The following is a 26370-nucleotide window of genomic DNA, read 5'->3' as shown; positions in this document are numbered from 1 at the left end:
TGGCCCGCGATCGCCGCCCGGTTTATGCCTGCAGGGCGTCTTTTTGCCCCATGTCCGGCAAAGTTTGCCCCATCTCTTGCAGTTGTCGGACGAAAAAGGCGTCGTGCCCTTGTGCCAGAACGGCGCGGCAAACACCGGCGGCCAGCTGCGAGTGTCCCGAATCGCGGGCGCGGCGGACCAGACTGCGCAGATAGGGGGTATAGGTCTTGCGCCGGGACAGGGCCTTGATGAACCGCTGGGGCGTCAGCTCTGCCGCCATGGCGGCGCGGATCATGTCGTCCAGCCCGCCAAGCGTGTCAAAGACGACATCAAGTCGACCGGACAAACCCATCACGCGCAGCATGGTGACATTGGGCTTTGTAAAAAGCGCCGCATGCATGGCGTCAAACCGCTGCTGCGGGTTGTAGATAATGTAGGTGCGGCTGGACGCATCGACCATATCGGGGGCATAGCCGTAACGGTCGGTAAAGTTCAGCCGCCGCTGCGCGACAAAACGGTTGTCCCAACTGGTCGTGATGGGATCAAGCGTCGCTTGCGGCCGGATCGCCAGCACCCGCGCACCGGGGGCCGCGACGCTATAGGCGGCAGCGGCATAACCGCCGGCCTGCGCCCCAAAGAACAGCACATCCTCGAAGTCCTCGAAAAACCCGTCGTCGATCAGACGGTCGATATAGCGATAGATCGCGGGATCACGAAACCAGCTTTCGCCCCGGCTGATGATCGCCAGATGGGACCAACCTTCGCGCCGGGTAAAGGCAAAGCCGCGCGGCGCGGCATCGTCAAGCCCCTGCACCTCGTGCGCATGCTCGAAGGTCACAAGCAGTTTGGGACCCGCATCCAAAAATGTCGCGACATGGTCGTGGCCTAGCGGCGTAAAGGACCCGTGCTCTTCCACCAACTCCTCTAGGGCTTCATACCAGTCAGAGTCTTCGAGCCCCTTGAATTCGGTTTTGAAGCGTAGCGCGTAGTCCGTCATATCGGCTCTCCTGTCGCGGTGCGGGCACCTGTCGATTTCGACCTATGTGCTAGGTTAATGCGGCAAAAATAGGGGCGCGGTAAGCCGGTTTTTAGTTCTGCGCCCGCCAGTGCAGTTGGCGGCAGACATACGACCTTGGCCGTAGGGGGGCAACGCGCCGCTTGACGCGAGCCTTTTGCAATGCAGGTTGGAATGCGATGCCTGCGGAGGGGGAAACGCAAGATGTTCGATACGATTGACGACGTGCAAACCGCATTGGCGGCGGAAAACTACATCTGTCCGCGCGCTTTGGCGACCATCGTCTTTCTGGCCCTTAAACTCGGCCGCCCCCTGTTCTTGGAAGGCGAGGCAGGTACCGGCAAAACCGAACTGGCCAAGGCGCTGTCCACAGCGCTGGGCCGCCGCCTGATCCGCTTGCAATGCTACGAAGGTCTGGACGCCGCATCTGCTGTCTATGAATGGAACTTTGCCGAACAGATGATCGCCATCCGCACGGCAGAGGCGGCAGGCGGCACCGATCGCACCGCACTCAAGGCGGAACTCTTTACCGAAGGATACCTGATCGAACGCCCCCTGCTACAGGCTATGCGCCCCCATCCCGGCGGCGCGCCTGTCCTGCTGATCGACGAGCTGGACCGCACTGACGCCCCCTTCGAGGCGTTCCTGCTCGAAGCCCTCTCTGACTTTCAGGTCACCATACCAGAGCTTGGCACAATCAAGGCTCCCACGCCCCCCATCGTGATCCTGACCTCGAACCGCACCCGAGAGGTCCACGATGCCCTTAAACGCCGGTGCCTCTATCATTGGGTCGACTATCCCGATTTCGACCGCGAACTCGACATCCTGCACGCCCGCGCACCAGAGGCCGCAGACGCCCTGTCGCGCGAGGTTGTCGCCTTTGTGCAACGCCTACGGACCGAGGATCTGTTTAAAAAACCCGGCGTCGCCGAAACCATCGACTGGGCGAAATGCCTGCTCGCCCTCGACGTCATCGACCTGTCCCCCGCGGTCATCGCCGACACCCTCGGTGCTATTCTCAAATATCAGGACGACATCCAAAAGATCGAAGGCTCGAAAGCCAAACAAATCCTCGACGACGCCCGCGCCGCCCTGCCGCTATGATCTTTCACCTGAATAAAAATATGTCACGGGGGTCTGGGGGTGTGAAACCCCCAGTCAAGGCCACGTGGTAGAACTTGCCGATCTGGAACTTCCGGACAATCCCAAACTCGCCAGCAACATCGCCCATTTTGCCCGCGCCTTGCGCCGGGCGGGCCTGCCCATTGGTCCCGGCCGTGTCGTCGATGCGATCCGCGCGGTGCAGGCGGTGGGTTTTGGGGAAAGGCACGATTTTTATTGGACCCTTCACGCCTGTTTCGTGTCCAAACGCGAAGAATCAGCCATCTTCTCTCAGCTCTTTCGCCTCTATTGGCGCGATCCGCGGTTCATGGAACAGATGATGGCGATGATGTCGCCCATGGTGCGGGGCGTGGCCGAAGACCGCACGGCCTTGGCCGCCGAAAAACGCGCGTCAGAGGCACTGCTTGACGGGCAAGAGCGCGATACGCCCCGGCAAGAAAAGCAGCCCGAGGACGAAATGCTGCTCGATATCGACGCAAGTCAGACCATTTCAGCGCAAGAGCGGCTTCGCACCCTTGATTTCGAACAGATGAGCCTTGCGGAAATGCACGCCGCCCGCCGGATCCTCGCCGCGCTAGAGCTGCCCGTCAAACCCCTGCCATCGCGCCGCACGCAGGCGCTGCCGGGCCGCATTCCCGATTGGCGCGGCACGCAGGCCGCCGCCATGCGAAAGGGAGGAGAGATCGATGACCTGAAAACCAAACGAAAGCGCACCCGCTATCCCAATCTGGTGGTGCTGTGCGATATCTCTGGTTCCATGTCGCAATATTCGCGCACCGTGCTGCACTTCGTCCACGGGGTCGCCAACGCCAAGGGGCAGGACTGGGCGCAGGTTCATGCCTTTACCTTTGGCACGCGGCTGACCAATATCACCCGCCACCTAGCGACCCGCGACGTGGATGCCGCCCTGCAGGCAGCGGGGGCAGAGGCGCAGGACTGGGAAGGCGGCACCCGCATCGCCGCGTGTCTGCACGACTTCAATCGCGACTGGTCGCGCCGCGTGATGGGGCAGGGGGCGGTGGTGCTGCTGATTACTGATGGCCTTGACCGGGACCCGGACGCCGATTTGGGGCGCGAAATGCAGCGGCTGTCCCTGACCTCGCGCCAGTTGATCTGGCTGAACCCCTTGCTGCGCTGGGATGGCTTTGCGCCCAAGGCCCGCGGGATCGCAGCGATGCTGCCCCATGTCACCAGCCTGCGCGCGGGTCACAATATCGCGTCGCTTCAAGGGCTTGCAGAAGCTTTGTCACGCCCCGATGATACCGGCGAGAAAACCCGCCTGATGGCGACCCTGCGCAATCCCGCGCCAGAGCCATCCCCCGGCCCCTTTGCCTTCACCCGCGCCGCCAATTCCCAGTAAGGTCCGCCCCATGTCCCAACATCTGCTTGAAACCGCTCTGGATTGGCACCGCGCAGGCCGCGCCGTGGCGGTGGCCACCGTGGTGGAAACCTGGGGCTCTGCCCCGCGCGGGGTGGGGTCATTGCTGGTCATCGACGCGGACGGCCACATGGAAGGCTCCGTCTCTGGCGGTTGCGTCGAAGGGGCCGTGATCATGGAGGCGCTGGACGCCATTCCAGGCGGCGATGCGCGCCTGCTGGATTACGGCGTCAGCGATGACGAAGCCTTTGCCGTTGGTCTTGCCTGCGGCGGGCGTATCCGCGTCCTCGTCGAACCGGTGGGCGGGGCGATGCCGGTGCCCTTGCTGGAAAAGCTCGTCGCCGCCATTACCGCCCGCCAGCCTGTGGCCTATGTCACCGGCGTGCGGGGGCAGGACCGCAAGCTGGCGCATCCCGCCGATTTCCCAGATCGGTTCCGCCTTGACCGGTCCGGCTTTGAAGAAGACGGCGCAACCTTTGTCGCGGTACACAATCCGCCCCTGCGTATGATCGTCGTGGGCGCGGTCCATATCGCGCAAGCCCTGCTGCCCATGGCCCGCGCCTGCGGCTATGACCCCGTGCTGATCGACCCGCGCGGGGCCTTCGGCTCTGCCGAACGGTTCCCGGGCGAGACGATCATAGAGGACTGGCCGGACGAGGCGATGGCAACCTTGGCACCTGATACGCGCACGGCAGTCGTGACCCTGACCCATGATCCCAAACTCGATGATCCCGCGATTATCCAGACGCTGAAATCGCAGGCGTTTTACCTTGGTTGCCTTGGCTCGACCCGCACCCATGCCAAACGGGTGCAGCGCCTGACCGAGGCGGGCTTTGCCACCTCTGATATTGCCCGCATCCACGCCCCCGTCGGCCTTGACCTGGGTGGCCGCGCCCCGGCTGAAATCGCCGTCAGCATCATGGCGCAGGTCATCGCGACTCTGCGCCACCCGCAATGAAGTTCGGACCCGTCCCCGTTGCGCAGGCGCAGGGCGCGATCCTTGCGCACCGCGAAGTCGCAGGTGATCTGGTGCTGGCGAAGGGCCATGTCCTGACGGCCGCCGACCTGATCGCGCTTGCATCCGCGGGCTATACCGATCTGACCGTGGCGCGGCTGGACCCCGGCGATGTGGGCGAAGATGCTGCTGCCGCTTCGCTGGCCGCGGCGCTGGCCGGGGCTGCGCCGGGTCTGCGCCTTGGCACGGCTGCAACGGGCCGCGTCAATGTCATTGCCGATGTGCCGGGTCTGGCGGCGCTGGATGCGGCGGCCCTGCAGGCGGTGAACCGCATTAACCCGATGATCACTGTGGCGACCGTGCCGGATCTGCACCGGATGGATGCCGGCGGATTGGTCGCGACGATCAAGATTATTGCCTACGCTGTGTCGCAGGATGACCTTGCTGCCGCCTGCGCCGCCGGGCAGGGCGCAATCGCGCTACACCGCCCGCAGATTGACCGCGTTGCACTGATCGAGACCCGCGCAGGCCGCGACCTTGGGGACAAGGGAGAGCGGTCCTTGCGCATCCGTCTGGACCGTCTTGGCGTGGGATTTGCCAGGCGGGTGCTGGTGGACCACGACAGTGCGGCCATTGCTGCGGCCCTTGGTGCCTGCGATGCGCCGCTGATTTGCATCCTGACCGGCTCTGCCACGTCGGACCTGTACGACACCGCGCCCGAAGCGCTGCGGCAGGCAGGCGGCGCGGTGCTGCATTTCGGGATGCCCGTGGATCCCGGAAACCTGCTGTTCATTGGCGCGCTGGGCGGACGGCCTGTCATCGGTCTGCCCGGCTGTGCGCGTTCCCCTGCGCTGAACGGGGCGGACTGGGTGCTGGAACGCCTGCTGTGCGGTGTTGCAGTCACGCCGGATGACATCGCTGCCATGGGTGTGGGTGGTTTGCTGAAGGAAATTCCGTCGCGCCCGCGGCCGCGGCGCGGGGCGGACTGATCCGGGCAGATTGCGTGCGGCAGGCTGATCGCGGCAGGCACGGGAGGTGGTGCCAGAGGCGCGGTTGAGGGGGCTCTGCCCCCGGCTGCGCCCCCCCGGGATATTTTTGACCAGAAGAAGGAGGACGGCGCGCGCGTTACCTGGGTGATCGTCTGAGCAGCAGGTTGGGGGCGGGTTTTCGGCGGAAAGTCGCCGTAGCCTATGTTTGGGGAGGAACGCCGCACAATGCTGTGTGGTTTTATCGGCAATGCCCGAAAGATCAGGGCCAATTTTGCGGAGGACCTCCATGCGACCCATTTCGTTGAAATCCACCACCTCGCTTGTCTTGTGCCTGTCGCTGGCAACGCCGACATTTGCGCAGACAGCGGATGCGCCTTTCCCTTGCGTTGCGCCGGACGGGCAGACCGTTGACGGTGCCGATGCCTTGGCACGCGCCATGGTAGAAGGTGCAGGGCAGGCTGACGGGGAAGCGCCTGCCGGCGATCCGGCGGCTTGCGGTCCGGACGCATTGGCCGAGGCTGTTGCGGTTGGCGGGGAGGCGTTGACCGCGCCCGGCATGGAAGAGGTGCCGGCTGCGGATGACGCTGCCGCCGCGCCGGTAGAGGGGGACGCAGCCGGTGCCGATCAGGCCGCTGCGGATCAAGCGATTGATGAAGCCGCGGCTGCCGATAAGGCCGCCCAGGCCGCAGAGGAGGCCGCCGCCGGCGAGCCAGCGCCCGCTGCCCAAGAACCGGTCGAAGCTGAGGCCGTGACCGCGCCGGACGCAGGTGACGCACCCGCAGCGGAAGCTGTCGAGGAAAGCCCGGCCGCACCCGCAGCAGAGCCTGCGCCGGTAACCGAAGAAGCACCAATCGCCGAGGCTGCGCCAGAAGCGCCTGCTGTCGATCAAGAGGCGATTGACGAAGCCGCTGATCAAGGGGCCGCTGATCAAGCCGCCGCCGATGCGGCCGCTGCTGCCGCCGCGATTGCAGCGCAGCCGGCAGAGGAGCCCTCTGCATCGCCGGGCCAGCCGGAAGTAGAAGCGCCTGCTGCCGAAGAGCCAGCCCCGGTAGAGGCTGCACCTGAAGCCCCGGCCACACCCGAGGCCGAACCCGAGGCACCCGCTGCGCAAGAAGCGCCTGCAGAAGCGACACAAGACGCAGAGCAAGGCGTTACTGACGGCGAATCAAGCATCGCTGAAGACACATCTGCCGAGACATCGACGCCGCCGGCAGAGCCTGCCTTAAGCGAAGAAGAGCAGGCCGCGCGCGTTGCAGAGCGTGAGGCCGCGCGCCAGAACTCTGCCGCAGCCGCTGCCGCAGCGAGCGGCGCGCAACCCGATCTGGTGAATGATCCGGAAGTTGTGACGGAAGAGGTGACGGAAGAGACGGTACGGAGCGCCGATGAGGACTTTGATACGCAGGTCACAGCGGCCACGACCGAACCAAGCGAGACTGTAGAGGATCAGGTAGCCGGGGCTGATGCGGGCAACGGCAACAGTGGGGGATTGTCTAACTTTGAAAAGGCTCTTGCGCTTGGCCTTGGTGCGGTCGTTGTCGGGTCGATCCTGAATAACGGCGATCAGGTGGTTGCAAACTCTGGCGACCGGGTTGTCGTGCAGCGTGACGGCGAACTGCGTGTGCTGAAAAACGATGACGTGCTGCTGCGCCAGCCCGGATCGCAGGTTGCGTCGCGCACTTTTGACGATGGCTCTACCCTGACGACGATCACGCGCGAAGACGGCAGCGTTGTCACCACAATCCGCGCCGCTGACGGCACCGTTCTGCGCCGGTCGCTGACCCGCGCCGATGGCACGCAGGTGCAATTGATCGACGATCTGGACCGCGCCAGCGTACCGGTCGAAGTGTCCAGCCTGCCGCCCGTCCCGCAAGAGGTGACGACGGATCAGGTCGCACTGAACGATCAGGCCGCGCTGGAGGCTGCCTTGTCCGCCAGCCTGCTGGCCCAGACGGGCCGCAGCTATTCGCTTGAACAGGTCCGTGAAATCCGCCAGGTGCGCGCCCTTGCGCCGCAGGTCGAACTGGCGGCCATCACCTTCGAGACCGGCTCTGCCGCGATCCAGCCAAGTCAGGCGGATGAGCTGGCCGCGTTGGGCGGGGCAATTCGCCAGATCGTCGGGCAGAACCCGTCTGCTGTGTTCCTGGTTGAAGGGCATACGGACGCGGTCGGCGATGCAGGTTACAATCTGTCCCTGTCCGACCGGCGCGCGGAAACGGTTGCCTTGGCCTTGTCGCAGTATTTCCAGGTGCCACCGGAAAACCTGGTGACCCAAGGCTATGGTGAGCAGTTTCTGAAAATCCAAACCGAAGCCGGAGAGCGGGCCAACCGCCGCGCGGCGGTGCGCAACATTTCTGAGTTGCTTACAAACGGCTAAGGCAGCAGACTGCGATGTGACGGGCCCGCGCAGTGATGCGCGGGCCCTTTTTTTACTGGTCAAAGTCGCAGGGAAGTAGGCCGCGCAATTGCAAAAAGGCCCCGAAGTTTCCTTCGAGGCCCAAATCAGGGTGCGTGTCTGGACCGGTGGGTCAGTGCCGCAATCCGCTTATTTCGACAGCGGTCCGATCAGCATGACCATCTGGCGGCCTTCCATCTTGGGGAAGTTTTCCACCTTGCCGTGGTCTTTTGTATCCTCTGCGACGCGTTCCAGAAGCTGGCGACCAAGTTCCTGGTGGGCCATTTCGCGGCCACGGAAACGCAGGGTGATCTTTACCTTGTCGCCGCCTTCCAGAAATTTGTAGACGTTGCGCATCTTGACTTCGTAATCATTGCTGTCCGTGTTCGGACGGAACTTGATTTCCTTGATCTCGATGATCTTTTGCTTCTTGCGCGCTTCTGCTTCTTTTTTCTGGGTCTCGTACTTGTACTTGCCGAAATCCATGATCTTGCAGACGGGCGGAGAGGCATTGGGCGAAATCTCGACCAAGTCCAGCCCGGCCTCTTCTGCCATCTGCAGCGCGCGGTCAGGGCTCACGACACCAACGTTTTCACCGTCGGCACCGATCAGGCGGATATCGCCGCCACGGATGCGTTCGTTGATACGGGGGCCGGTCTCACGCACGGGGGGTGCGTTATGTGGTCTGCGTCCTATGGTCTTCATCCTTTGGTCATTTAAGGGAGTGCACGTAACCTAAACCTCTGCGGCCCTTGCTTCAAGGCGCAAAGCGGCGGGAAACGGCAAGAATGAGCTTGATTTGGTTTAGTTCACCTTGACGCAAGGTGCCGCGCCCCGCATCTGAAAGGGGAAAGGCGGTCGCTTATGCCGCAACATCAGAAGGAAACAGTTATGCGCGCCATCGTTATCATCGTCATTGCAGCCGTCTTGGGCTTTTTCGGCTATGAATATTTTGTAAAGGGTAACGACCCGCAGGCTGTTGTCGGCACCGATGCGCCCGATCTGGCAGCAGTCGGCGATGCGGCCGGCGATGCGGCCGGCGATGCGGCAACCGCGATTGGCGATGCAGCCGATGATGCTGCCGCCGCATTGACCGGCGCTGCTGATGATACCGCGACCACCGCAGAAGAAGCTGCAGCCGATGCCGCAGAGGCCGCAAACGACGCCGCCGATACTGCAACAGCCGCCGCAGAAGATGCCGCCGCCGCCACCGGAGAGGCGGCAACAGCCGCCGCTGAAACCGCGGCCGAAGCCGCCGAAGCAGCCCAAAGCGAAGCTGAAGCTGCTGCCGACCAGCTGGAAGCGACGACTGACGACGCGGCCACCGCCGCCGCCGCCGAAGCAGCAAACGCTGCGGCTGTCGCCCAAGACGCCGCTGCCGATGCTGCTGCCGCGGTAGAGGCTGCCACCGGCGAGGCTGCAGCTGCCGCAGACACCATGGCGACACAGGCCAACGACGCCGCCGCTGGCCTGATCCAGGATGCCACAGATGCGGCCGATGCGATGGCGGCACCGGCGGCGGATGCACCTGTGATCGACGCACCGGTCGACGGTGGCTCTGTCAGTGCGACCGTTGCGGCGGATGGCACAGTGTCGGCTGGCGCTGCGGCAGATGCAGATGCGCCCCTGTCTGCATTGCTGACCCCCGAAGGCTTTGACGCCGATGCTGTCATCGAACGTCTGAACGAAAGCGATCTGTCGGTGGTGCAAAAAACCACCCTGACTGCCGCGATCAAGGGTGCGCAGAACAATCCCGAACTGCTGACCGCGACCCTGACCCGCGTACGTGAAGCCCTGGGCCTGTAAACCCCAAGTCTTCAGTTTCGACAGAAGCCACATTCAAAGGGCCGCGCCATACCGGTGCGGCCCATTTTGTTCGGATTGAAGCAGCACCGCGCGCGGTTGCCACATATGTCTATTGGTGGTGAAAACTGCGCCCTTCCGCGTCCCAGACAATCCCCAGTCGCTTTGCGATCCGTGAATAGGCATCTGATGTGCGCTGCAACCTGATCCGCCGCGACCAGGATGCGACCGGAAGTTTGCGATAGTCACCAAACCCATCTACCAGAACGAATACACGCCTGTCCCCCCGAAAGCCGTAGACGATGTTCTGCGCGGTAATATCGGTTGCCGGTATGTTCCAGGCATCAAGGCGAGTTACAAAGGCATTCAGGTCGTCAAGCGCCTTCTGCCTGAAAAGATCACGCCGTACGACCTGGCCCAGCGTCAACGCAAGCTTGCTGCGGTTTTGACGGAATAGTCCCTCATAGACATCGGCGTTCCCGATATCGGTCCTGATCGTCCCGTAAAAGAATGGAATCGGGGCATCGAAAGGCTGCTGCGCCAGCCGCCGCCTGTTGCGGCGATAAACCCGGTGTTCGCGGGCGATGTGGCGATTTTGCTGCTTGTTGGCGATCGGTGCATTGCGCAGAACCGTATCCATCATAAGGCCGCTATAGGGCACCTTCAGGATCTTGGTGTCGTCATCGGGATGAATGAAAACCAGCCTCTGGCAGCCTTTCGCGATCCAGGTCAGGTGTGACACGGGGACGACTGCGGTCTTTTTCATAGGGTCATGCGATCACGTCAGGGGTGGCTGGCACCGGAACGACAAGGCGACATCACCTGCCGGGCTGATTAAAAGCGCAGCATAACAGACCGCATCCGCATGGCAATCGGCGCACCCAGGCGGATGCGCCGGCCGCTATCAGCTTGCCCGATCAGCCGACAAAGGCTTTTTCGATCACGAATTCGCCCGGTTCGGAATTGGCACCCTCGTGCAGGCCGGCCGCCTCCATCAGGGCGGCAATATCTTTGTTGAACTCAAGGCTGCCGCAAACCATGGCGCGGTCGGTTTCGGGATTCAGCGGCGGCACGCCCAGATCGCTGAACAACTCGCCATTCTCAATCAGGGTAGTGATACGGCCCATTTTGTCGCTCTTCTCGCGCGTGGTGGTGGGGTAGTAACGTATCTTGGCCAGGTTCTCTTCACCCAGCAGTTCAATCATCATCTCGTCCTGCTTGATCGCCTCGATCAGGTTCGCGCCATAGGTCAGCTCTGCCACATCGCGGCAGGTATGAGTCACGATAACCTCATCGTAGTTCTCATAGGTCTCGGGTTCGCGCAGCAGGGACGCAAAGGGCGCAAAGCCTGTGCCGGTGGAAAAGAAGTAGATCCGCTTGCCGGGCAACAGTGCATCGTGCACCAGTGTGCCAACGGGCTTGGGCTTCAGGATAATCTGGTCGCCAACTTTGATATGCTGCAATTTGGATGTCAGCGGACCGTCCTCGACCTTGATCGAATAGAATTCCAACTCCTCGTCCCAGCTGGGCGAGGCGATGGAATAGGCCCGTAGCAACGGGCGCTGCTTGCCGGTTTCGGGATGCGGGTCGCCCATCAAGCCGATCATGACAAATTCGCCCGACCGGAACCGCAGGGACGCGGGGCGCGTCACCCGAAAGGAAAACAAACGGTCAGTATAATGGGTCACGGCGGTGACGGTCTGCGCATCGGGCAGGGCGGGAACGGCTTTGGCGGTGGCTTCGGTCACGGGGGATTGCTCTGTCATATCATTCATTCGCAGCCCTGATGGCGCCGCGCCTCTGGTTCGTCAAGAAAAGGGAAAAGGGATCAGCCGCGCATCCGCGCCTGATAGTCATGAGCCTGCCAGTCGGCGCGGGCCAGCCACTGGGGCTCAGGCTGACGGGCGGCCAGATCGTCGCTGATCTCGACCTCGTCAAACCCGCTGCGCCGCGCCATTGCGTATTGATCCGCGATCACATGCCCATAGGCACGCAAACGCCCCTGAAAGCCGGCCCGTCGCAAGATCGCGGCCAGCGTAAAGCCGCGCCCATCCGCAAAGCTGGGAAAGGCAATGCGGATCACCTGCGCCTGCATGATCGTGCGCACGGCCTCGGGGTCGGCATCGGATGGCACATCAACGGCGGCGGGCACGTCCAGCGCTACATCGCCCAGCGCCACGAAATCGCCGTCAAAGTCATCGGCGGCAAAGCCTGTATCGGTTACAATCACACTCATCTTATCGTCCTCCGGGCTCAACGGCCCTTATTCATCTGGCTAAATAAACTCATCCGACCTGTGCCTCGGGCGCGGGGATCCGAACCATTTTGCCATCCACGAAATGGATACCGCATTCGGTCTTCTCCTGGTTCCGCCAACGCCCGGCCCGGGGATCCTCGCCCGGTGCCACGCGCGTGGTGCAAGGGGCGCAGCCGATAGACGGATAGCCCTGCGCGACCAGCGGATGCCGGGGCAGGCGGTTTTCGGTCATATAGTCCTGTACGTCCTGTTGGTTCCAATGCGCCAGCGGGTTGACCTTCAGGTGCACCCCGTCGGCTTCAAAGAACGGCAAGGCCGCACGCTTGCCGCCTTGGTATTGCTTGCGCCCAGTGATCCAGCCGTCAAAAGGTGCCAAAGCCCGCTGCAAGGGCAGGGTCTTGCGCAAGGCGCAGCAGCCATCGGGATTTGCCAGATGCAGCAAACCTTCGTTGTCCTGGTCAAAGACCTCTTGCCGGTCCGGGTGCAGAACACGCATGTCTTTCAGGTTCAGCCGTTCTGCGACTTCCATCTGATAGGTCAGCGTTTCGGCAAACAGCATTTCGGTATCCAGAAAGATGACCGGCGTGTGGCGATTAATGACCGACACCAAATGCAGCAGCGCCACGGATTCTGCACCGAAAGAGCTGACAAGCGCCAGTTGCCCCACGTCGGGATCCTTCAGCGCCCTTTCCAGCACCGCATGGGCTGAATGATGCTTGTAGGCATCATTCAGCATAGCGGCGCGAGCTTGCAAATCGTCACGCGGCATCACGCTTCCCCTCTTTGTCGGGATAAAGGACAGCCTTGAATGGCTCGGCCCCCAGCCGGCGATAGGCTTGCAAGAATGTCTCTTCGGGGGCATCGCGCAGGTCCATGTAGCCCAGCACCAGACGTTCGATCGCCGGAATGATTTCCTCTGCGCTGAAACCGGGGCCGGCGCGTTCGCCAATGGCCGCATCCTGTGTGCCATCGCCGCCCAGCGTCACCTGATAGCTTTCAACCCCCGCACGGTCGAGGCCAAGGATGCCGATATGGCCGACGTGGTGGTGCCCGCAGGCATTGATGCAGCCAGAGATTTTGATTTTCAGCGGGCCAATATCATGTTCCAGCTTCAGCTCGTCAAAGCGGGTGGCGATCTGCTGGGCAATCGGGATCGACCGCGCCGTCGCCAGCGCGCAATAATCCATGCCGGGGCAGGCAATAATATCAGAGATCAGGCCGATGTTCGCTGTCGCCAGTTCCACCGCGCGCAGGGTTGCATAAACCTCGACCAGATCGGCCTTGGCGATATGCGGCAGGATCACGTTCTGCTCGTGGCTGATACGCAGCTCGTCATCGCCAAAGCGTTCGGCCAGATCGGCCAGCACACGCATCTGCTCTGCGCTGGCATCGCCCGGCGTTGCGCCCTGCTTTTTCAAGGACACGCTGACGATCGCGTAATCATCATTTTTATGCGCTGTCAGGTTTGTGTCGCACCAGCTGCGGAACGCAGGGTTCGCGGCCTTCGCCGCCTCGAATCCGTCATTGCCGCGTGCAGGCAGGGCGGGCAGTGCAAAGGCGGCCTTGATCTCCGCCAGCAACACCTGATCCACGCCAGAGAACGTCGGCTTGATCCGGGCAAAGCGCTCTGCGACGCGGGCGCGGATATCGTCGATCCCGTGCTCGTGCACGGTGATCTTGATGCGCGCCTTATACTTGTTGTCGCGGCGGCCCAGCAGGTTCCACACGGACACAATCGCCTCGCAATAAGGCAGGATATCGGCCTGCGACACGAAGGCACTGATTTCCTTGCCGATCATCGGCGTGCGGCCAAGGCCCCCGCCGACTAGCACGCGGAAACCGATTTCGCCGTCCTTTTCAACCAGCTGCAAGCCGATGTCATGGGCCGCGATGACAGCGCGATCCTGTTCGGCACCTGTCACGGCAATCTTGAACTTGCGCGGCAGGAACTGGAATTCGGGATGATCGGTGGACCACTGACGCAGCAATTCGGCATAGGGGCGCGGGTCCGCAACTTCGTCCGCGGCAGCGCCGGCAAAGTGGTCTGCGGTCACGTTACGGATCGTGTTGCCACTGGTCTGGATCGCGTGCATTTCCACATCGGCCAAAGCTTCCAGGATATCCGGCACATCGGGCAACTTGGGCCAGTTGTACTGGATGTTCTGGCGCGTGGTGAAGTGGCCATAGCCCTGGTCGAACTTTTCCGCGATCATCGCCAGCTGGCGCATCTGGCCGCTGTTCAGGGTGCCATAGGGGATCGCCACCCGCAGCATATAGGCATGCAGCTGCAGATAAAGACCGTTCATCAGGCGCAGCGGCTTGAATTCATCCTCGGTCAGGCTGCCGTCAATGCGGCGCTCAACCTGGCCGCGGAACTGGGCCACGCGGGTGCGGACAAAAGCTTCGTCGAATTCGTTATAGCTATACATTGGTTAAGCCTCTGCCTGCTTGCCGTGGAAATAGTTGGAAGGTCCGCGCGTGCGGAATTCTTCGCGAAAGTGAGTTGGCGCGGGGCCGTTGTCAGTCGCTTTGGCATCCGCCAGATAGGCGCCGGCAATTTCCGCCTGGCGCCGGTTCGCCTCGATCAGGCGCAAGTCAGCATGGGCCTCGTCGGTCAGCAGCTCGGCTTCGGCCATATTGCCGGTCCAGCGGTCATCTTCGGTCAGCCAGACGGCATCACCGGACAAAAGAGCGTTGGCCGTGACGACCTTGGGGGTAAACTGCTTCGCCATTACGCGAACTCCTCGATATTCATGTCATTGCGGGCGGCCACCGCATCGCGGGGGGCAAGGCCCAGAAAGGTCAGGGCAGGGCCATTCAAACTTGCTTTGGTCAATGTCGGTTCCAGTTGCGCCAGTGTCGTCGCCAATACCCGCGCATGAGGGCGGGATGCATTTTCGATCACAGTTACCGGCGTCATGGGGTTTGCACCATGCATCAGCAGCCGCCCCTGAATAAACCGCGCCGCGCGCTTGCCCATATAGATCGCGGCCACCTCACCGGGGCGGGCCAGCGTTTTCCAGTCGTGGTCGGCAAAGCCCTTGGTGTCGTGTCCGGTCAGAAACCGCACTGAACCATTGCGCCCGCGCTTGGTCAGGCTCTGCCCGATCCCGGCCACAGCAGCGCTGGCCGCTGTAATCCCCGGCACGATGCGCCAGTTGATACCCGCCGAATCAAGCGCGTCGATTTCCTCGTCCAGACGGCCAAAGACCGTCGGGTCGCCGGATTTCAGCCGCACCACATGGGCACCCTTCAGGGCATGTTCCACAATGAGCGCATCAATATCTTCCTGCGCCATCGCCGCGCCAAAGCCTTCCTTGCCTGCATCGATCATCACCGCCTCGCGGCGCGCAAGCTCTAGGATCTCGGGGCTGACAAGACGGTCATAAATCACGACATCCGCCACATCCAGCGCCTTGCGGGCCTTCAGCGTCAGCAGCTCCGGATCGCCCGGACCTGCGCCAACCAAATCGACATGCCCCTGTTTTTCGCGGGCAACCAAAGTTTCGTCCAGCAGCGCCTCCAGCGCGGGAACAACAGCGGCTTCCCCGCCGTTTTCAATGGCTTGCGGGCCGATCTTGTCGTAAAATGCAGCCCAGAAATCCCGCCGTTTGATGCCCATCGGCAATACATCGGCAGCAGCGCGAAAGGTCTTGCCGATCCGCGCCAGAACACCCAGCTGCGCGGGCAGCCGCTCTTCCAGATCGCGTTTGATGCGCCGCGCCAGAACGGGGGCTGCGCCTTCGGTGCCGATGGCGACGACAACCGGATCACGGTCCACGATGGCAGGGGTGATGAACTGGCTATCGGCCAGATTATCAACGATATTCACCCGCGCGCCGTCGCGGTGGGCCAGCGCGGCTACCCGCGCGTCCTCGACGTCATCTTCATTGGCGGCGTAAAACAGCACAGCGCACATGGCATCGCCCGGCTCCATCGCGCGCGAAATAAGATGCAAGCGCCCCTCAGCGGCCCAGCGATGGATCTCGGGCGCAGCCTCGGCCGCAATTACGGTCACATGCGCGGTCGTTTTCAGGATCAGGCGCAGCTTGGCCAGCGCAGCTTCACCGCCACCGGACAGAACGATGCGCCGTCCTGCGACAGCCATGAAGACTGGGAAATGATCCATGCCAAGCTCTCCTTTGCTTAGTCTTGATATAGAACATTGTTCTGGTTTTTGACCACTCCTGCGCGTAGATAAGGACATACGTCCCGCGCTCATGCCAAATCAGCACGCCTGTGCCAGAATAATCGGAAACGCAGTATGCCCGTTCGCATCGATGCCATTGACCGGAAAATCCTCGCGGCTTTGCAGCGCGACGCCAGCCGTTCGCTGGACGAAATCGCCGCCGAAGTCGGCTCATCCAAGACGCCCGTGTGGAATCGCATCCGCAAACTGCGCGAGGCTGGCATCATCGGCCAGACGACCGTCATTCTTGATGCAGAGGCTTTGGGATTTGAAGCCTGCTTCTTTGTCCTGATCCGCACCAGCGAACATGACGCCGACTGGCAAAAACGCTTCCTCGCCGCCCTTAAATCCCGCCCCGAAGTGCAAGAGGCCCACCGCCTGGCGGGCGACATCGACTATATCCTGAAAGTCCGCGTCGCCAACGCCCGCGCCTATGACACCTTTTACCAGGCCCTGATATCAGAGGTGAAAGTCCATAACGTCACAGCCTTGCTCTCAATGGAAGAAATCAAATCCACCGCCGCCTTGCCGCTGTGATTCCCTTTCATCTGGCCTGTTAAACTCCCGCCGGAGGCATCAAACATCCCCCGGCGCGCGGCGCCCGCATGTGGTGCTCAGGTCCGCCCGCCGGGGGCACCCGACACCATCAACCGCTCCAATCCGTGGAAATGGTAGACATCGGCATAGACCGGATCCTCGGCCAGCATAAGGGCAGGGCACCGCTCCCAGAGGACCTCCAGCGCGATCTGTAGTTCCATCCGCGCCAGCGGCGCGCCGACGCAGAAATGCGCGCCGCCGCCAAAGGCGACATGGGGCGGTCCGGTGCGTTCGGGGTTAAAAACCTCCGGCGCGTCCCAAATGCCGGGATCGCGATTGGCAGCCCCCAGCAGGCAGCCGATCTTTTCGCCGCGCCTGAACGGCTGGCCCGCGATCTCGCAATCCTCCATCACCCAGCGCGTGAACATATGCAGCGGCGGATCAAGACGCATGACCTCCTCCACGGCCGCCGCATCTGCGCGGCGCATACCGGATTCCAGCATGGCCTTGACGCCGTTGCCCAGCGTATGCACCGTCGCTTCGTGCCCCGCATTCAGCAATAAAATGCAGGTGGAAATCATCTCCGCCTCGTTGATCTTGTCCCCCGCCGCCAGCAAGGTTGACATCAGATCGTCCCCCGGCGCGGCCCGCTTTATGTCCAGATGCGTGCGGATAAAGGCGCTGAACGCTTCCGTCGCGGCTTCTGCCTCTGCAATGATCTGGGACGTCAGCCGCGCCTGATACATCGCTACCATGGCATTGGACCAGCCCAGCAGGTCATTCGCCGCGGATTCCGGCACGCCCAGCAGGCGGGCGATGGTGATGACGGGCACGGGGCGGGCATAGGCGTCCAGCAGGTCGAAATCACCGGTGGGAAACTGATCGACCAGCGCGTGACACAGCGCCCGGATGCCATCCGCCAGCCCGGCAATCCCGCGGGATGTAAAGGACCGCAGCACCAGCCCCCGCAGGCGCATGTGATCGGGCCCTTCCAGTTCCAGCATCGAATGGGCCTCGATCCCGTCAAAGCCTGCGCGGGCGGCGTCGGGGGCGGGGGCAAGCTCGGCCGGCACCTGCCGCCCGAGCCGTTTGTCACGCAACACGGCAGAGGTGACCGCATGGCTGGTCGTGCAGATCAGATCGTAATCTGTCCAGCGCACGAACGGTCCCAGCACGCGCATGGCGTCATAGGCAGGATAGGGGTCTTGCACAAAGGCAGGATCTGTCGGGGATTGGGTGAAGCTTTTCATATCGCACAATATTCATCGCACATCGACGCTTCGCAAGGTGCATTGTCCGAGTCTGCACACGGCTCTCGCGCCCCGTTGCAACCTGACCTTGTAATAGCACCCCTATGCGACTTTGCCGCACGATAACCGCTTGTCTCATTCACCTTGTCGTGTAGACATGTTTGACCGTTTTGGCACAAGACCGCACAAAAAACGTTTCTGGGAGGAAACACCATGACTTTTCTGAAAACCGCTGCTTTTGCAGCTGCGATGTCCGTTGCAGCCACTGCCTCGCTGGCTGAAAGCCATGCTGCCGGCTGTGATGACGGCGAAACCGTCGTTAAGTTCAGCCATGTAACTAACACCGACAAACACCCCAAGGGGATTGCGGCACAGCTGCTGATGGAACGGGTCAACGCTGAAATGGACGGCAGCATGTGCATGGAGGTTTTCCCGAACTCCACGCTTTACACCGACGAGCAGGTCATCGAAGCCTTGCTGCGCGGCGATGTGCAGATGGCCGCGCCGTCCCTGTCGCTGTTCGAATCCATCACCAAGGCTTACCGTTTGTTCGACCTGCCGTTCATGTTCAAAAACATCGACGCTGTTGACGCGTTCCAAGCGTCCGAGACGGGCAAAGGCATGCTGGACATGATGCAGCGCCGCGGTCTGCAGGGGCTGGGCTATTGGCACAACGGCATGAAGCAGATTTCGGCCAACAAGCCGCTGCTGGAGCCGGCCGACGCAAATGGTCTGAAATTCCGCGTGCAGCCCTCCGACGTGCTGGTCGCGCAGATGAATGCTTTGGGGGCCTCGCCGCAGCCGATGGCTTTTGCCGAAGTTTACGGTGCACTGCAAACCGGCGTTGTCGACGGCCAGGAAAACACATGGTCCAACATCTATGGCCAAAAGTTCTTTGAAGTGCAGGACGGCATCACCGAAACCAACCACGGCGTGCTGGACTACATGGTCGTCACCTCGATGGATTTCCTCGACAGCCTCGATCCGGCCGTGCGCGACCAGTTCCTGACCATCGTGAACGAAGTCACAACAGAGCGGAACGCCGCTGTGGGCCAGGTTGACCTTGAGGCCCGTCAGGCGATCCTGGACGCTGGCGGCAAGATCGTCGAGCTGACACCAGAGCAGCGTGCTGACTGGGTCGCGGTGATGAAGCCCGTGTGGGAACAGTTCGCCGAGGAAGTCGGCCAGGACAACATCGACGCGGCGCAGGCCATCAACGACAGCATGTAACCGCAACGGCGCAGGCAGGCTCAGCCTTGCCTGCGCAACCTTGCGCCACAGTTGCGGCCCGGACACGCGTTCAAGCGTCCGGGCCGCTTGATTATGACAGCAACACCAAAAGCGGGGGATGGCGATGAGCCAGCACTATCAGGCCAAAGGCATCGTAGGGGCCGCGGTCAACGGGTTCGAAGAGGGCGTGATCGCCCTGCTTCTGGGCGCAATGACCTTGCTGACATTCACCAATGTGGTGCTGCGCTATACCGCCGGTACATGGTTCGAATACCTGACCGACGGCATCTTTTGGGGCGTTAGCCGGGTATTCAATGCCATTTTCGGCACGATGGTTGTCGATGCGGCCCCGTCGATGATCATCTGGAGCCTTGAAGTCGTCCTTGTCATGTTCGCATGGCTGGTCCTCTTCGGCATCGCCTACGGGTTCAAGGTTACAGCGCATCTGGGCGTCGATGCGGTCACGAACCTGCTGTCGCCGCGCCCGCGCAAGATCGTGGCGCTGATCGCAGGCGCGCTGTGCATCGCCTATGCGCTGCTGTTCCTCAAAGGGGCCTATGACTACTGGGCCCCCTTCGCTGATTTGCCCCCCACCGCAGGCCGCTGGTTCCCAATGGGTTTTGATACCTCCGTGCGCTCTGGCTCTTTCTTTGAAACCGACCAGATCCCCATGCCTGACTGGCTGCGGTTCCTCGAACCCCTGATTAACTATGACGAGCGGTATTCCAAGCTGCCCCGCCTGATCCCCTACACCATGCTGCCCATCGCCGCCGTGCTGATCCTGTTCCGGGTGGTCCAGGCCGTCTGGCGCGTCTGGACGGACCAGGCCGCCAGCCTAATCGTTTCCCATGAAGCCGAAGATGCCGTGGCCGAGGCCGCCCTTCTGAACAAGGACGCCTGATCCATGGAAGTTCTCCTCTTATTCGTTCTCATCATTGGGTTTCTGCTCATTGGCGTGCCGATTGCCGTATCGCTGGGTCTGGCGTCGATCCTGTTCCAGCTGTGGTTTTCCGATACGTCACTGGGTGCCGTGGCGCAGGCAATCTTTCAGGCGATGGCAGGCCACTACACGCTGCTTGCGATTCCATTCTTCATCCTCGCCTCCAGCTTCATGTCGACGGGAGGCGTGGCGAAACGCATCATCCGCTTTGCCATTGCTTGCGTCGGCCACCTGCAGGGCGGTCTTGCCATTGCGGGTGTTCTGGCCTGCATGATCTTTGCAGCCCTGTCAGGCTCGTCGCCGGCCACCGTGGTCGCCATCGGCTCCATCGTCATCGCGGCGATGACCAAAGTCGGCTACACCAAGGAATTTGCCGCCGGTGTAATCTGTAACGCCGGTACGCTGGGCATCCTGATCCCGCCGTCCATCGTCATGGTGGTCTATGCATCCGCCACCGACGTCAGCGTCGGGCGCATGTTCCTTGCAGGCGTGTTCCCGGGGCTGCTGGCGGGCGTCATGCTGATGATCACGATCTACGTCATGGCGCGGGTCAAGAATATGCCCAAAGGCGAATGGCTTGGCTGGGGCGAGGTGACGGACAGCTTCCGCGACGCGCTGTGGGGTCTTGGCCTGATCCTGATCATTATGGGCGGCATCTATGGCCACCCCTGGATCTCGCTCGATCCCGTCGGCGTCTACTGGAAATCCGGTGCCTTCACCCCGACAGAGGCCGCTGCCGTCGCCGCTGTCTATGCCTTCTTTGTTGCGTCCTTCATCTACCGTGACATGGGCCCGCTTCACGTTGGACCGGGCCAGCGCCCGTTGCCGCTGTGGCGCAAGCCCGTAGCCATCGTTACGGCCTTCTTCCACCGCGATACCCGTGCCACGTTGTTCGAATCCGGCAAGCTGACCGTGACACTGATGTTCATCATCGCCAATGCGCTGATCCTGAAACATGTGCTCACCGACGAACAGGTCCCCCAACACATTGCCAATGCGATGCTTGGCGCAGGACTCGGCCCGATCACCTTCCTGATCGTCGTCAATGTGATCCTGCTGATCGGCGGCCAGTTCATGGAACCTTCGGGCCTGATCGTGATCGTGGCTCCGCTTGTCTTTCCGATCGCGATCCAGCTTGGCATCGACCCAATCCACCTTGGCATCATTATGGTGGTGAACATGGAAATCGGCATGATCACACCGCCCGTTGGCCTGAACCTTTTCGTGACATCTGGCGTGGCCAACATGCCGATGATGGCCGTGGTGCGCGCCGCACTGCCGTTCCTTGCCGTGCTCTTCGTGTTCCTGATCATGGTCACCTACATTCCGGCAATCTCGACCTATCTGCCGAACTCCGTCATGGGCCCCGAAACGATCATTCAGTAAACGAAAAGGGGCGGCACCCATCCCGGTGCCGCCCCTTTCATCTGGCCAAATAAACTCCCGCCGGAGGCATTCCGATTTTTCTGCGAAAAATCGGAGAAGCCCCAGAAGCAGTTTCAGGCGTTTTCCAGTGCCGTCACAATAGGCGAAAAGTCCGTTGCCGTTAGGCTGGCACCGCCGACCAATGCGCCGTCCACATCAGGAACCGAAAAAATTTCGGCCGCATTCGATCCCTTGACCGACCCGCCATAAAGGATCCGCACACCGCCGGCTTCGCGCATGATGTCGCGCAAGGCATTGCGCAGGGTGCCGTGCACTTCCCCGATCTGATCCAGCGTCGGAACACGGCCCGTGCCGATGGCCCAGACCGGTTCATAGGCGATAACCGTATTGGCCGCTGTTGCGCCGGCCGGCACTGATCCTGCCAACTGGGCCTTTACGACGTCCAGCGCCTCGCCGGCTTCGCGCTGGTCCAGCGTTTCCCCGATACAGATCACGGCGATCAGGCCGGCGGTATGGGCGGCCGCGGCTTTGGCGGCGACATCGGCGTCGGTTTCGCCGTGATCACTACGGCGTTCTGAGTGGCCGACGATCACATGGCTTGCACCTGCATCTTTCAGCATATCGGCGGCGATATCACCGGTATGCGCACCGCTAGCAGAGGCATGGCAATCCTGCCCGCCGATTTGCAGTGCATGGGTGCCGCGGGCCCAAGCCATCTGTGCAACGAGGGTTGCCGGCGGGCACAGCAGTATATCCACCTGCGGGTCAGGGTGGGCATCCGTCAGGGCCTTCACCTCGCGCAGCGTGTCGGTGGTGCCATTCATCTTCCAGTTTCCGGCGGCAAGTTTACGGCGCATGATCCATCCTTTGCGTTTCGCTCGTGCTTTGGTAGCAACTGCCCACCCGGATCGAAAGGCCCCGCCATGACAAACACGCCCATTCCGCAGATCGATGCCGCAGCCTTGCTGGACCGCGGTCATGCCAATCATGACGCAGCGATAGCTGCTGCGCGGCTCGGGGCGTCGGATATCGGCTTTATGACCGTGTATAACACACCCCTCGGTGCCGACCGGGTGGCAGAGGTGATCGCGGCCTACAGTGCCTTCTTCGCCTTGCCCGCTACGCAAAAGGCGCAGTGGGATATGGCCGCGACCGGATCGAACCGCGGCTGGGGCGCGCCGGGGTCAGAGCAGGTGAACCCGGACGCCAATCCCGATTACAAACAGGTCTTTGACTGCGGCCTGACCTTGCCGCCTGGCGATCCGCTGACGGTGCTGCCGGCCTATGCGCCGAACCAGTGGCCTGATACGCCGACGGGTTTTGCCGCGATCTTGCAAGCGTATTACATTGATGCGATCGCCTTTGCGCGCGATCTTTTGGTTGCTGTGCTTCATGCAGTGGGCGAGGATGGCGCGTTCTTTGCAGACCGCTTTACGCGCCCCATGGCCCTTTTGCGGGGCAATTATTATCCCGAACGCCCCGCCGGGGCAGGGGCTAAAGATTTCGGGATCGCAACCCATACCGACTATGGTTGCCTGACGCTGTTGGCGACCGATGGCACCCCCGGACTAGAGGTGCGCCGCCGCGGTGGTGGCTGGACTGCGCTGTCGGCGCAGCCGGGCACATTCGTCATCAATTTCGGAGAGATGCTGGAAATTTGGACAGGGGGCCGGATCGTGGCCACACCGCACCGGGTCGTCGGCGGTACCGAGGAGCGGATTTCCGTGCCGCTTTTCTTTAATCCCGATCACGATGCGAACGTAGCACCTGAAGGTGCGCCGCCGGTTCTGGCGATTGATCACCTGCAACGGCGCTTTGATGAAACCTATGTGCACCTGCAAAAGGGAAGCGCCGCCGGCTGATCAGGACGCATCCGAATTTTCTGCGAAAATTCGGGGCCTCCGGCGGGAGTTTGTCTGGCCAGATGAAGGCCGGAGGTCGCCTAGTTCGCCGAGAGGCTATCGTCGAATTTGATCGACTCGCCACAGCCGCAGGCATCGACGACATTAGGGTTGCGGAACTTGAAACCGCTTTCCAGCAGTGATGTTTCGTAGTCGATTTCCGTGCCGAAAAGGAACATCTGCGCCATGGGCGCGATCATGACGCGAGCACCGTCCACCTCGACGACCTCGTCCATGGGGTTGACGTCGGTGACGTATTCCATGGTGTATTCCATGCCGGCGCAGCCGCCTTTTTTCACGCCAACGCGCAGGCCCTGATGATTGTCGCGGGTCATCAGTTTTGAAATCTGGGCGGCGGCTTTGGGGGTGATGGTGACGGCTTGTTTTCCGGGGATACCGAACATGGCATATCCTTTCAGGTCACTGTGAATGTAGGCATGATTGCGCCGCGCCTCAAGGTGCGGCTGTCGCAGCTTTACATGAAGCCCAGTTCTAGCCGTGCCTCGTCGCTCATCATGTCCATACCCCATTGCGGTTCGAATGTCATTTCGACGTCGACATGTTTGACGCCTTCAAGCGGCTCTACCGCGTCGGCGACCCAGCCTGGCATTTCCCCGGCAACGGGGCAACCGGGGGCGGTCAGTGTCATGATGATCCGCACGGCGTTATCTTCGGCGACCTGAATCGTATAGATCAGACCCAGATCGTAGATATTGACCGGAATTTCTGGGTCATAAACCGAACGGCAGGCTTCGACGATCTTTTCGTGCAGCGGATGGTCCGTGCTGGATGGCGCGATCAGCGGCGTGCCTTCCATGGGGGCTGTCTGGTCTGTCATGGTCGTATCCCGTCTATTCCTGAGCGAACATATAGGGATTGCGCGGGGAAGGGTAAAGGGTGGCGCTGTTACAGCTGTCGCTATGTGCTGCGCGGCGTGCGAGGTCTTTTCATTTGGGGCGGCCACGGGCAAAAGGGGTGCAATCTGATAGGATATGCCCATGACGACCCGTTTTTCCTTTGATCTGCACGCCACCGATGGGGCCGCCCGTACGGGCGTGATGCATACGCCGCGGGGTGATATCCGCACGCCGGCCTTTATGCCGGTCGGCACAGCGGCCACGGTCAAGGCGATGATGCCGGAAAGTGTCGCGGCGACGGGCGCGGATATCTTGCTGGGCAATACCTATCACCTGATGCTGCGCCCCACAGCAGAGCGGATTGCGAAGCTTGGCGGGCTTCACACATTCATGAATTGGGACAAGCCAATTCTGACAGATTCGGGCGGCTTTCAGGTCATGTCGCTGGCTGATCTGCGCAAGCTGACCGAAAATGGCGTGACGTTTAAGTCCCATATTGACGGGTCCAAGCATATGCTGTCGCCAGAGCGGTCGATGGAGATTCAAAAGCTGCTCGGCTCTGACATCGTGATGTGTTTCGACGAATGTCCGGCCTTGCCTGCTGACCGGGACCGGATTGCGGAATCGATGCGGTTATCCATGCGGTGGGCACAGCGGTCGCGGGATGCCTTTGGCGACCGGCCAGGCCATGCGCTGTTCGGCATCCAGCAGGGCGGGTTGGAACGCGACTTTCGCGAGGAATCGGCCAAGGCCCTGATTGACGTGGGTTTTGACGGTTACGCGGTCGGCGGACTTGCTGTGGGCGAGGGGCAGGAGGCGATGTTTGGCTGCCTTGATTTCGCAACTGACATGTTGCCGACGGACAAGCCGCGTTACCTGATGGGGGTTGGCAAGCCCGACGATATTGTCGGCGCGGTCAAGCGCGGTATCGACATGATGGACTGTGTGTTGCCCAGCCGCTCTGGTCGTACGGGGCAGGGGTTCACACGTCACGGTGTTGTGAACATGAAGAACGCGCGCCATGCTGACGATCCCCGCCCCTTGGACGAGGCGTGCACATGCCCCGCCTGCCGTAATTATTCACGCGCCTATCTGCATCACGTGTTCAAGTCGCAAGAGATGATTAGCGGCATGCTGCTAACCTGGCACAACCTGCATTACTTCCAGCAAATCATGGGCGAAATGCGCGATGCGATTGCCGCAGGTACCTTTGCCGCATGGGAGTCGGCATTTCACGCAGGACGCGCGCAGGGCGATATTGATCCATTGTAGCATCTAAATATTGTGCGGGCTTAATTAATACAAAATATCGCGATCAAATCGTAAAAGGAATACCTAGTGAAGAATATTCTTTATCTCGGTAATTGCCAAATCAATGCGATGAGAGGAATCTCTCGTGGTATGTTTCCGAAGATGCCCTGCGAGCATCGAACAATTACCCCTTATTGGGGCAACTATGACGAATGTGAAATTCGTGACCGCCTCGCCGAGGCAGATTTGGTGATTTCACAAGCGATTGAAAACCGAAGCGCAGCGTTTAATGTTGATGATGTTAAATCAAGTACCAAGGGTGACGTGGTCTTTGTTCCCTATGTCTATGTTGATGGGATCGCCGGTTTGGAGGTCATCGCGTCCAAGGGGAGGTCACTACTATAGGGCCAGGAGATTATTGACCGTGTTTGGGAGGGCCGCAGGCCGTTTGATGTCATAAAGCAGTTTATGAATGGCGAAATTGACCTGAATAATAAGCAGCGCGTCATGATGTCGCTTGCTAAATTGGCTGAAAAGGAAGCGTCGAGCTGTGATATTCGGATATCAGACTATATTAGCGAGACTTGGCGGTTCCAGTCGTCGTTTTGGGCCATAAACCACCCGGCGCAGCACGTGCTATTCGAAATGTTTCGCCGCCTTTGTGAGCATATTGGTTGGTAATATCAGCCTGCATTTAGTCATAATCCAGTTGAATGGGGTAAACGCGCGTTACCAATGTCGACACGGTCGTTCACTCCTTTTGATGTAGAGGCTTTGGAATTGGAATGCGATCCCGATCCTCATTGGTATGGGCAAGCAAAAAAATTAGTTACACTGGCTTGCAAACGATCGGAGCAAGCCGCATCAGGCGATATGGACTGCTAGGTTTAGCGTGCAGGGCTAAAAAATGCCTCTGCTCTGCGAAAGGACGCTGTTTTT

27 protein-coding genes are annotated in these 26370 nt (G+C 61.2%); 14 read left to right on the top strand and 13 right to left on the bottom strand.

Going from position 1 to position 26370, the window contains the following annotated elements; translation table 11 throughout:
• Nucleotides 1-22: 22 nt before the first annotated feature.
• Nucleotides 23-976, bottom strand: coding sequence for a hypothetical protein (locus SJY10_RS11230; RefSeq protein ID WP_386682593.1), 954 nt, complete (start codon nucleotides 974-976; stop codon nucleotides 23-25).
• Between the two features lie 222 nt (nucleotides 977-1198).
• Here SJY10_RS11230 and SJY10_RS11225 point away from each other — a divergent pair, with 222 nt between their 5' ends.
• The 5 genes from SJY10_RS11225 to SJY10_RS11205 all read left to right on the top strand — a co-directional run bounded on the left by SJY10_RS11225 (nucleotide 1199) and on the right by SJY10_RS11205 (nucleotide 7812).
• The gene (locus SJY10_RS11225) at nucleotides 1199-2098 is read left to right on the top strand and encodes an AAA family ATPase (RefSeq protein ID WP_386682591.1); all 900 of its coding nucleotides are present in this window, start codon (nucleotides 1199-1201) and stop codon (nucleotides 2096-2098) included.
• Between the two features lie 64 nt (nucleotides 2099-2162).
• A complete protein-coding gene (locus tag SJY10_RS11220; protein WP_386682589.1) occupies nucleotides 2163-3476 on the top strand; it encodes a VWA domain-containing protein in 1314 nt (437 codons plus the stop codon).
• A 10-nt stretch (nucleotides 3477-3486) separates the two neighbouring features.
• The gene (locus SJY10_RS11215; RefSeq protein WP_386682587.1) at nucleotides 3487-4452 is read left to right on the top strand and encodes an XdhC family protein; all 966 of its coding nucleotides are present in this window, start codon (nucleotides 3487-3489) and stop codon (nucleotides 4450-4452) included.
• On the top strand, nucleotides 4449-5438 hold the full coding sequence (locus tag SJY10_RS11210; protein ID WP_386682585.1) for a molybdopterin biosynthesis protein: 990 nt from the start codon (nucleotides 4449-4451) through the stop codon (nucleotides 5436-5438). The genes SJY10_RS11215 and SJY10_RS11210 overlap by 4 nt, the downstream gene beginning before the upstream one ends.
• 286 nt (nucleotides 5439-5724) lie before the next feature.
• The gene (locus SJY10_RS11205; RefSeq protein ID WP_386682583.1) at nucleotides 5725-7812 is read left to right on the top strand and encodes an OmpA family protein; all 2088 of its coding nucleotides are present in this window, start codon (nucleotides 5725-5727) and stop codon (nucleotides 7810-7812) included.
• A 168-nt stretch (nucleotides 7813-7980) separates the two neighbouring features.
• On the opposite strand, the gene infC is transcribed toward SJY10_RS11205, so the two are convergent.
• The gene (gene infC, locus SJY10_RS11200) at nucleotides 7981-8535 is read right to left on the bottom strand and encodes a translation initiation factor IF-3 (RefSeq protein WP_386682581.1); all 555 of its coding nucleotides are present in this window, start codon (nucleotides 8533-8535) and stop codon (nucleotides 7981-7983) included.
• A 186-nt stretch (nucleotides 8536-8721) separates the two neighbouring features.
• Between infC and SJY10_RS11195 the strand changes: the two genes are divergently transcribed.
• Nucleotides 8722-9636, top strand: a complete 915-nt coding sequence (locus SJY10_RS11195) for a hypothetical protein (RefSeq protein ID WP_386682579.1) — start codon at nucleotides 8722-8724, stop codon at nucleotides 9634-9636.
• A 109-nt stretch (nucleotides 9637-9745) separates the two neighbouring features.
• Here the strand turns inward: SJY10_RS11195 and SJY10_RS11190 are convergent, their stop codons facing one another.
• The 7 genes from SJY10_RS11190 to cysG all read right to left on the bottom strand — a co-directional run bounded on the left by SJY10_RS11190 (nucleotide 9746) and on the right by cysG (nucleotide 16019).
• A complete protein-coding gene (locus tag SJY10_RS11190; protein ID WP_386682577.1) occupies nucleotides 9746-10399 on the bottom strand; it encodes a YrbL family protein in 654 nt (217 codons plus the stop codon).
• Nucleotides 10400-10550: 151 nt separating this feature from the next.
• Nucleotides 10551-11399 (bottom strand): ferredoxin--NADP reductase, encoded by an 849-nt coding sequence (locus SJY10_RS11185; protein WP_386684632.1) that lies wholly within the window; start codon nucleotides 11397-11399, stop codon nucleotides 10551-10553.
• A gap of 62 nt (nucleotides 11400-11461) precedes the next feature.
• Nucleotides 11462-11869, bottom strand: coding sequence for a DUF934 domain-containing protein (locus tag SJY10_RS11180; RefSeq protein WP_386682574.1), 408 nt, complete (start codon nucleotides 11867-11869; stop codon nucleotides 11462-11464).
• A gap of 49 nt (nucleotides 11870-11918) precedes the next feature.
• Nucleotides 11919-12659 carry a phosphoadenylyl-sulfate reductase gene (locus SJY10_RS11175; protein WP_386682571.1) on the bottom strand — a complete coding sequence of 247 codons (741 nt, stop codon included), beginning with the start codon at nucleotides 12657-12659 and terminating at the stop codon, nucleotides 11919-11921.
• Complete coding sequence (locus tag SJY10_RS11170) at nucleotides 12649-14319, bottom strand: nitrite/sulfite reductase (RefSeq protein ID WP_386682569.1); 1671 nt, start codon at nucleotides 14317-14319, stop codon at nucleotides 12649-12651. Before SJY10_RS11170 ends, SJY10_RS11175 begins: the two co-directional genes overlap by 11 nt.
• Nucleotides 14320-14322: 3 nt before the next feature.
• Nucleotides 14323-14622 (bottom strand): DUF2849 domain-containing protein, encoded by a 300-nt coding sequence (locus SJY10_RS11165; RefSeq protein WP_386682566.1) that lies wholly within the window; start codon nucleotides 14620-14622, stop codon nucleotides 14323-14325.
• A complete protein-coding gene (cysG, locus tag SJY10_RS11160; RefSeq protein WP_386682564.1) occupies nucleotides 14622-16019 on the bottom strand; it encodes a siroheme synthase CysG in 1398 nt (465 codons plus the stop codon). The genes SJY10_RS11165 and cysG overlap by 1 nt, the downstream gene beginning before the upstream one ends.
• 135 nt (nucleotides 16020-16154) lie before the next feature.
• Between cysG and SJY10_RS11155 the strand changes: the two genes are divergently transcribed.
• Complete coding sequence (locus tag SJY10_RS11155; RefSeq protein WP_386682561.1) at nucleotides 16155-16616, top strand: Lrp/AsnC family transcriptional regulator; 462 nt, start codon at nucleotides 16155-16157, stop codon at nucleotides 16614-16616.
• A 77-nt stretch (nucleotides 16617-16693) separates the two neighbouring features.
• Here SJY10_RS11155 and SJY10_RS11150 read toward each other — a convergent pair whose 3' ends face one another.
• The gene (locus SJY10_RS11150) at nucleotides 16694-17866 is read right to left on the bottom strand and encodes a cytochrome P450 (RefSeq protein ID WP_386682559.1); all 1173 of its coding nucleotides are present in this window, start codon (nucleotides 17864-17866) and stop codon (nucleotides 16694-16696) included.
• A 213-nt stretch (nucleotides 17867-18079) separates the two neighbouring features.
• Here SJY10_RS11150 and SJY10_RS11145 point away from each other — a divergent pair, with 213 nt between their 5' ends.
• The 3 genes from SJY10_RS11145 (at nucleotide 18080) to SJY10_RS11135 (ending at nucleotide 21422) form a co-directional block, all read left to right on the top strand.
• On the top strand, nucleotides 18080-19096 hold the full coding sequence (locus SJY10_RS11145) for a DctP family TRAP transporter solute-binding subunit (RefSeq protein WP_386682557.1): 1017 nt from the start codon (nucleotides 18080-18082) through the stop codon (nucleotides 19094-19096).
• 124 nt (nucleotides 19097-19220) lie between these two features.
• Nucleotides 19221-19997, top strand: a complete 777-nt coding sequence (locus SJY10_RS11140; RefSeq protein WP_386682555.1) for a TRAP transporter small permease — start codon at nucleotides 19221-19223, stop codon at nucleotides 19995-19997.
• 3 nt (nucleotides 19998-20000) lie between these two features.
• Entirely contained in the window at nucleotides 20001-21422 is a 1422-nt protein-coding gene (locus tag SJY10_RS11135) for a TRAP transporter large permease (protein WP_386682553.1), read from the top strand.
• Nucleotides 21423-21535: 113 nt separating this feature from the next.
• On the opposite strand, the gene tpiA is transcribed toward SJY10_RS11135, so the two are convergent.
• Nucleotides 21536-22279 (bottom strand): triose-phosphate isomerase, encoded by a 744-nt coding sequence (tpiA, locus tag SJY10_RS11130; RefSeq protein ID WP_386682551.1) that lies wholly within the window; start codon nucleotides 22277-22279, stop codon nucleotides 21536-21538.
• Between the two features lie 66 nt (nucleotides 22280-22345).
• On the opposite strand from tpiA, the gene SJY10_RS11125 reads away from it, so the two are divergent.
• Nucleotides 22346-23284, top strand: coding sequence for an isopenicillin N synthase family dioxygenase (locus tag SJY10_RS11125; protein ID WP_386682549.1), 939 nt, complete (start codon nucleotides 22346-22348; stop codon nucleotides 23282-23284).
• Nucleotides 23285-23364: 80 nt separating this feature from the next.
• Here the strand turns inward: SJY10_RS11125 and SJY10_RS11120 are convergent, their stop codons facing one another.
• Nucleotides 23365-23727: a HesB/IscA family protein gene (locus SJY10_RS11120; RefSeq protein WP_386682547.1), complete on the bottom strand. Its 363-nt coding sequence runs from the start codon at nucleotides 23725-23727 to the stop codon at nucleotides 23365-23367.
• 71 nt (nucleotides 23728-23798) lie between these two features.
• Complete coding sequence (locus tag SJY10_RS11115; protein ID WP_090184079.1) at nucleotides 23799-24161, bottom strand: SUF system Fe-S cluster assembly protein; 363 nt, start codon at nucleotides 24159-24161, stop codon at nucleotides 23799-23801.
• A gap of 160 nt (nucleotides 24162-24321) precedes the next feature.
• Here SJY10_RS11115 and tgt point away from each other — a divergent pair, with 160 nt between their 5' ends.
• From tgt to SJY10_RS11100, 3 genes are all read left to right on the top strand, one after another.
• Nucleotides 24322-25452: a tRNA guanosine(34) transglycosylase Tgt gene (gene tgt, locus SJY10_RS11110; protein WP_386682545.1), complete on the top strand. Its 1131-nt coding sequence runs from the start codon at nucleotides 24322-24324 to the stop codon at nucleotides 25450-25452.
• 66 nt (nucleotides 25453-25518) lie between these two features.
• Nucleotides 25519-25836 (top strand): hypothetical protein, encoded by a 318-nt coding sequence (locus tag SJY10_RS11105; RefSeq protein WP_386682543.1) that lies wholly within the window; start codon nucleotides 25519-25521, stop codon nucleotides 25834-25836.
• Nucleotides 25837-25899: 63 nt separating this feature from the next.
• On the top strand, nucleotides 25900-26112 hold the full coding sequence (locus SJY10_RS11100) for a WcbI family polysaccharide biosynthesis putative acetyltransferase (RefSeq protein WP_386682541.1): 213 nt from the start codon (nucleotides 25900-25902) through the stop codon (nucleotides 26110-26112).
• Nucleotides 26113-26370 lie beyond the last annotated feature (258 nt).

This window comes from Loktanella sp. R86503, from assembly GCF_042466455.1.
GTDB lineage: Bacteria > Pseudomonadota > Alphaproteobacteria > Rhodobacterales > Rhodobacteraceae > Loktanella.
The sequence above is the reverse complement of the archived record's forward strand: the minus strand, read 5'-3'. Positions and strand labels throughout refer to the sequence as shown.

What these genes read in the sequence shown, in the direction of transcription:
- SJY10_RS11230 (WP_386682593.1), bottom strand. Translation starts at nt 976, where the DNA reads ATGACGGACTACGCGCTACGCTTCAAAACCGAATTCAAGGGGCTCGAA.
- SJY10_RS11225 (WP_386682591.1), top strand. Translation starts at nt 1,199, where the DNA reads ATGTTCGATACGATTGACGACGTGCAAACCGCATTGGCGGCGGAAAAC.
- SJY10_RS11215 (WP_386682587.1), top strand. Translation starts at nt 3,487, where the DNA reads ATGTCCCAACATCTGCTTGAAACCGCTCTGGATTGGCACCGCGCAGGC.
- SJY10_RS11210 (WP_386682585.1), top strand. Translation starts at nt 4,449, where the DNA reads ATGAAGTTCGGACCCGTCCCCGTTGCGCAGGCGCAGGGCGCGATCCTT.
- SJY10_RS11205 (WP_386682583.1), top strand. Translation starts at nt 5,725, where the DNA reads ATGCGACCCATTTCGTTGAAATCCACCACCTCGCTTGTCTTGTGCCTG.
- infC (WP_386682581.1), bottom strand. Translation starts at nt 8,535, where the DNA reads ATGAAGACCATAGGACGCAGACCACATAACGCACCCCCCGTGCGTGAG.
- SJY10_RS11195 (WP_386682579.1), top strand. Translation starts at nt 8,722, where the DNA reads ATGCGCGCCATCGTTATCATCGTCATTGCAGCCGTCTTGGGCTTTTTC.
- SJY10_RS11190 (WP_386682577.1), bottom strand. Translation starts at nt 10,399, where the DNA reads ATGAAAAAGACCGCAGTCGTCCCCGTGTCACACCTGACCTGGATCGCG.
- SJY10_RS11185 (WP_386684632.1), bottom strand. Translation starts at nt 11,399, where the DNA reads ATGACAGAGCAATCCCCCGTGACCGAAGCCACCGCCAAAGCCGTTCCC.
- SJY10_RS11180 (WP_386682574.1), bottom strand. Translation starts at nt 11,869, where the DNA reads ATGAGTGTGATTGTAACCGATACAGGCTTTGCCGCCGATGACTTTGAC.
- SJY10_RS11175 (WP_386682571.1), bottom strand. Translation starts at nt 12,659, where the DNA reads ATGCCGCGTGACGATTTGCAAGCTCGCGCCGCTATGCTGAATGATGCC.
- SJY10_RS11170 (WP_386682569.1), bottom strand. Translation starts at nt 14,319, where the DNA reads ATGTATAGCTATAACGAATTCGACGAAGCTTTTGTCCGCACCCGCGTG.
- SJY10_RS11165 (WP_386682566.1), bottom strand. Translation starts at nt 14,622, where the DNA reads ATGGCGAAGCAGTTTACCCCCAAGGTCGTCACGGCCAACGCTCTTTTG.
- cysG (WP_386682564.1), bottom strand. Translation starts at nt 16,019, where the DNA reads ATGGATCATTTCCCAGTCTTCATGGCTGTCGCAGGACGGCGCATCGTT.
- SJY10_RS11155 (WP_386682561.1), top strand. Translation starts at nt 16,155, where the DNA reads ATGCCCGTTCGCATCGATGCCATTGACCGGAAAATCCTCGCGGCTTTG.
- SJY10_RS11150 (WP_386682559.1), bottom strand. Translation starts at nt 17,866, where the DNA reads ATGAAAAGCTTCACCCAATCCCCGACAGATCCTGCCTTTGTGCAAGAC.
- SJY10_RS11145 (WP_386682557.1), top strand. Translation starts at nt 18,080, where the DNA reads ATGACTTTTCTGAAAACCGCTGCTTTTGCAGCTGCGATGTCCGTTGCA.
- SJY10_RS11140 (WP_386682555.1), top strand. Translation starts at nt 19,221, where the DNA reads ATGAGCCAGCACTATCAGGCCAAAGGCATCGTAGGGGCCGCGGTCAAC.
- SJY10_RS11135 (WP_386682553.1), top strand. Translation starts at nt 20,001, where the DNA reads ATGGAAGTTCTCCTCTTATTCGTTCTCATCATTGGGTTTCTGCTCATT.
- tpiA (WP_386682551.1), bottom strand. Translation starts at nt 22,279, where the DNA reads ATGCGCCGTAAACTTGCCGCCGGAAACTGGAAGATGAATGGCACCACC.
- SJY10_RS11125 (WP_386682549.1), top strand. Translation starts at nt 22,346, where the DNA reads ATGACAAACACGCCCATTCCGCAGATCGATGCCGCAGCCTTGCTGGAC.
- SJY10_RS11120 (WP_386682547.1), bottom strand. Translation starts at nt 23,727, where the DNA reads ATGTTCGGTATCCCCGGAAAACAAGCCGTCACCATCACCCCCAAAGCC.
- SJY10_RS11115 (WP_090184079.1), bottom strand. Translation starts at nt 24,161, where the DNA reads ATGACAGACCAGACAGCCCCCATGGAAGGCACGCCGCTGATCGCGCCA.
- tgt (WP_386682545.1), top strand. Translation starts at nt 24,322, where the DNA reads ATGACGACCCGTTTTTCCTTTGATCTGCACGCCACCGATGGGGCCGCC.
- SJY10_RS11100 (WP_386682541.1), top strand. Translation starts at nt 25,900, where the DNA reads ATGAATGGCGAAATTGACCTGAATAATAAGCAGCGCGTCATGATGTCG.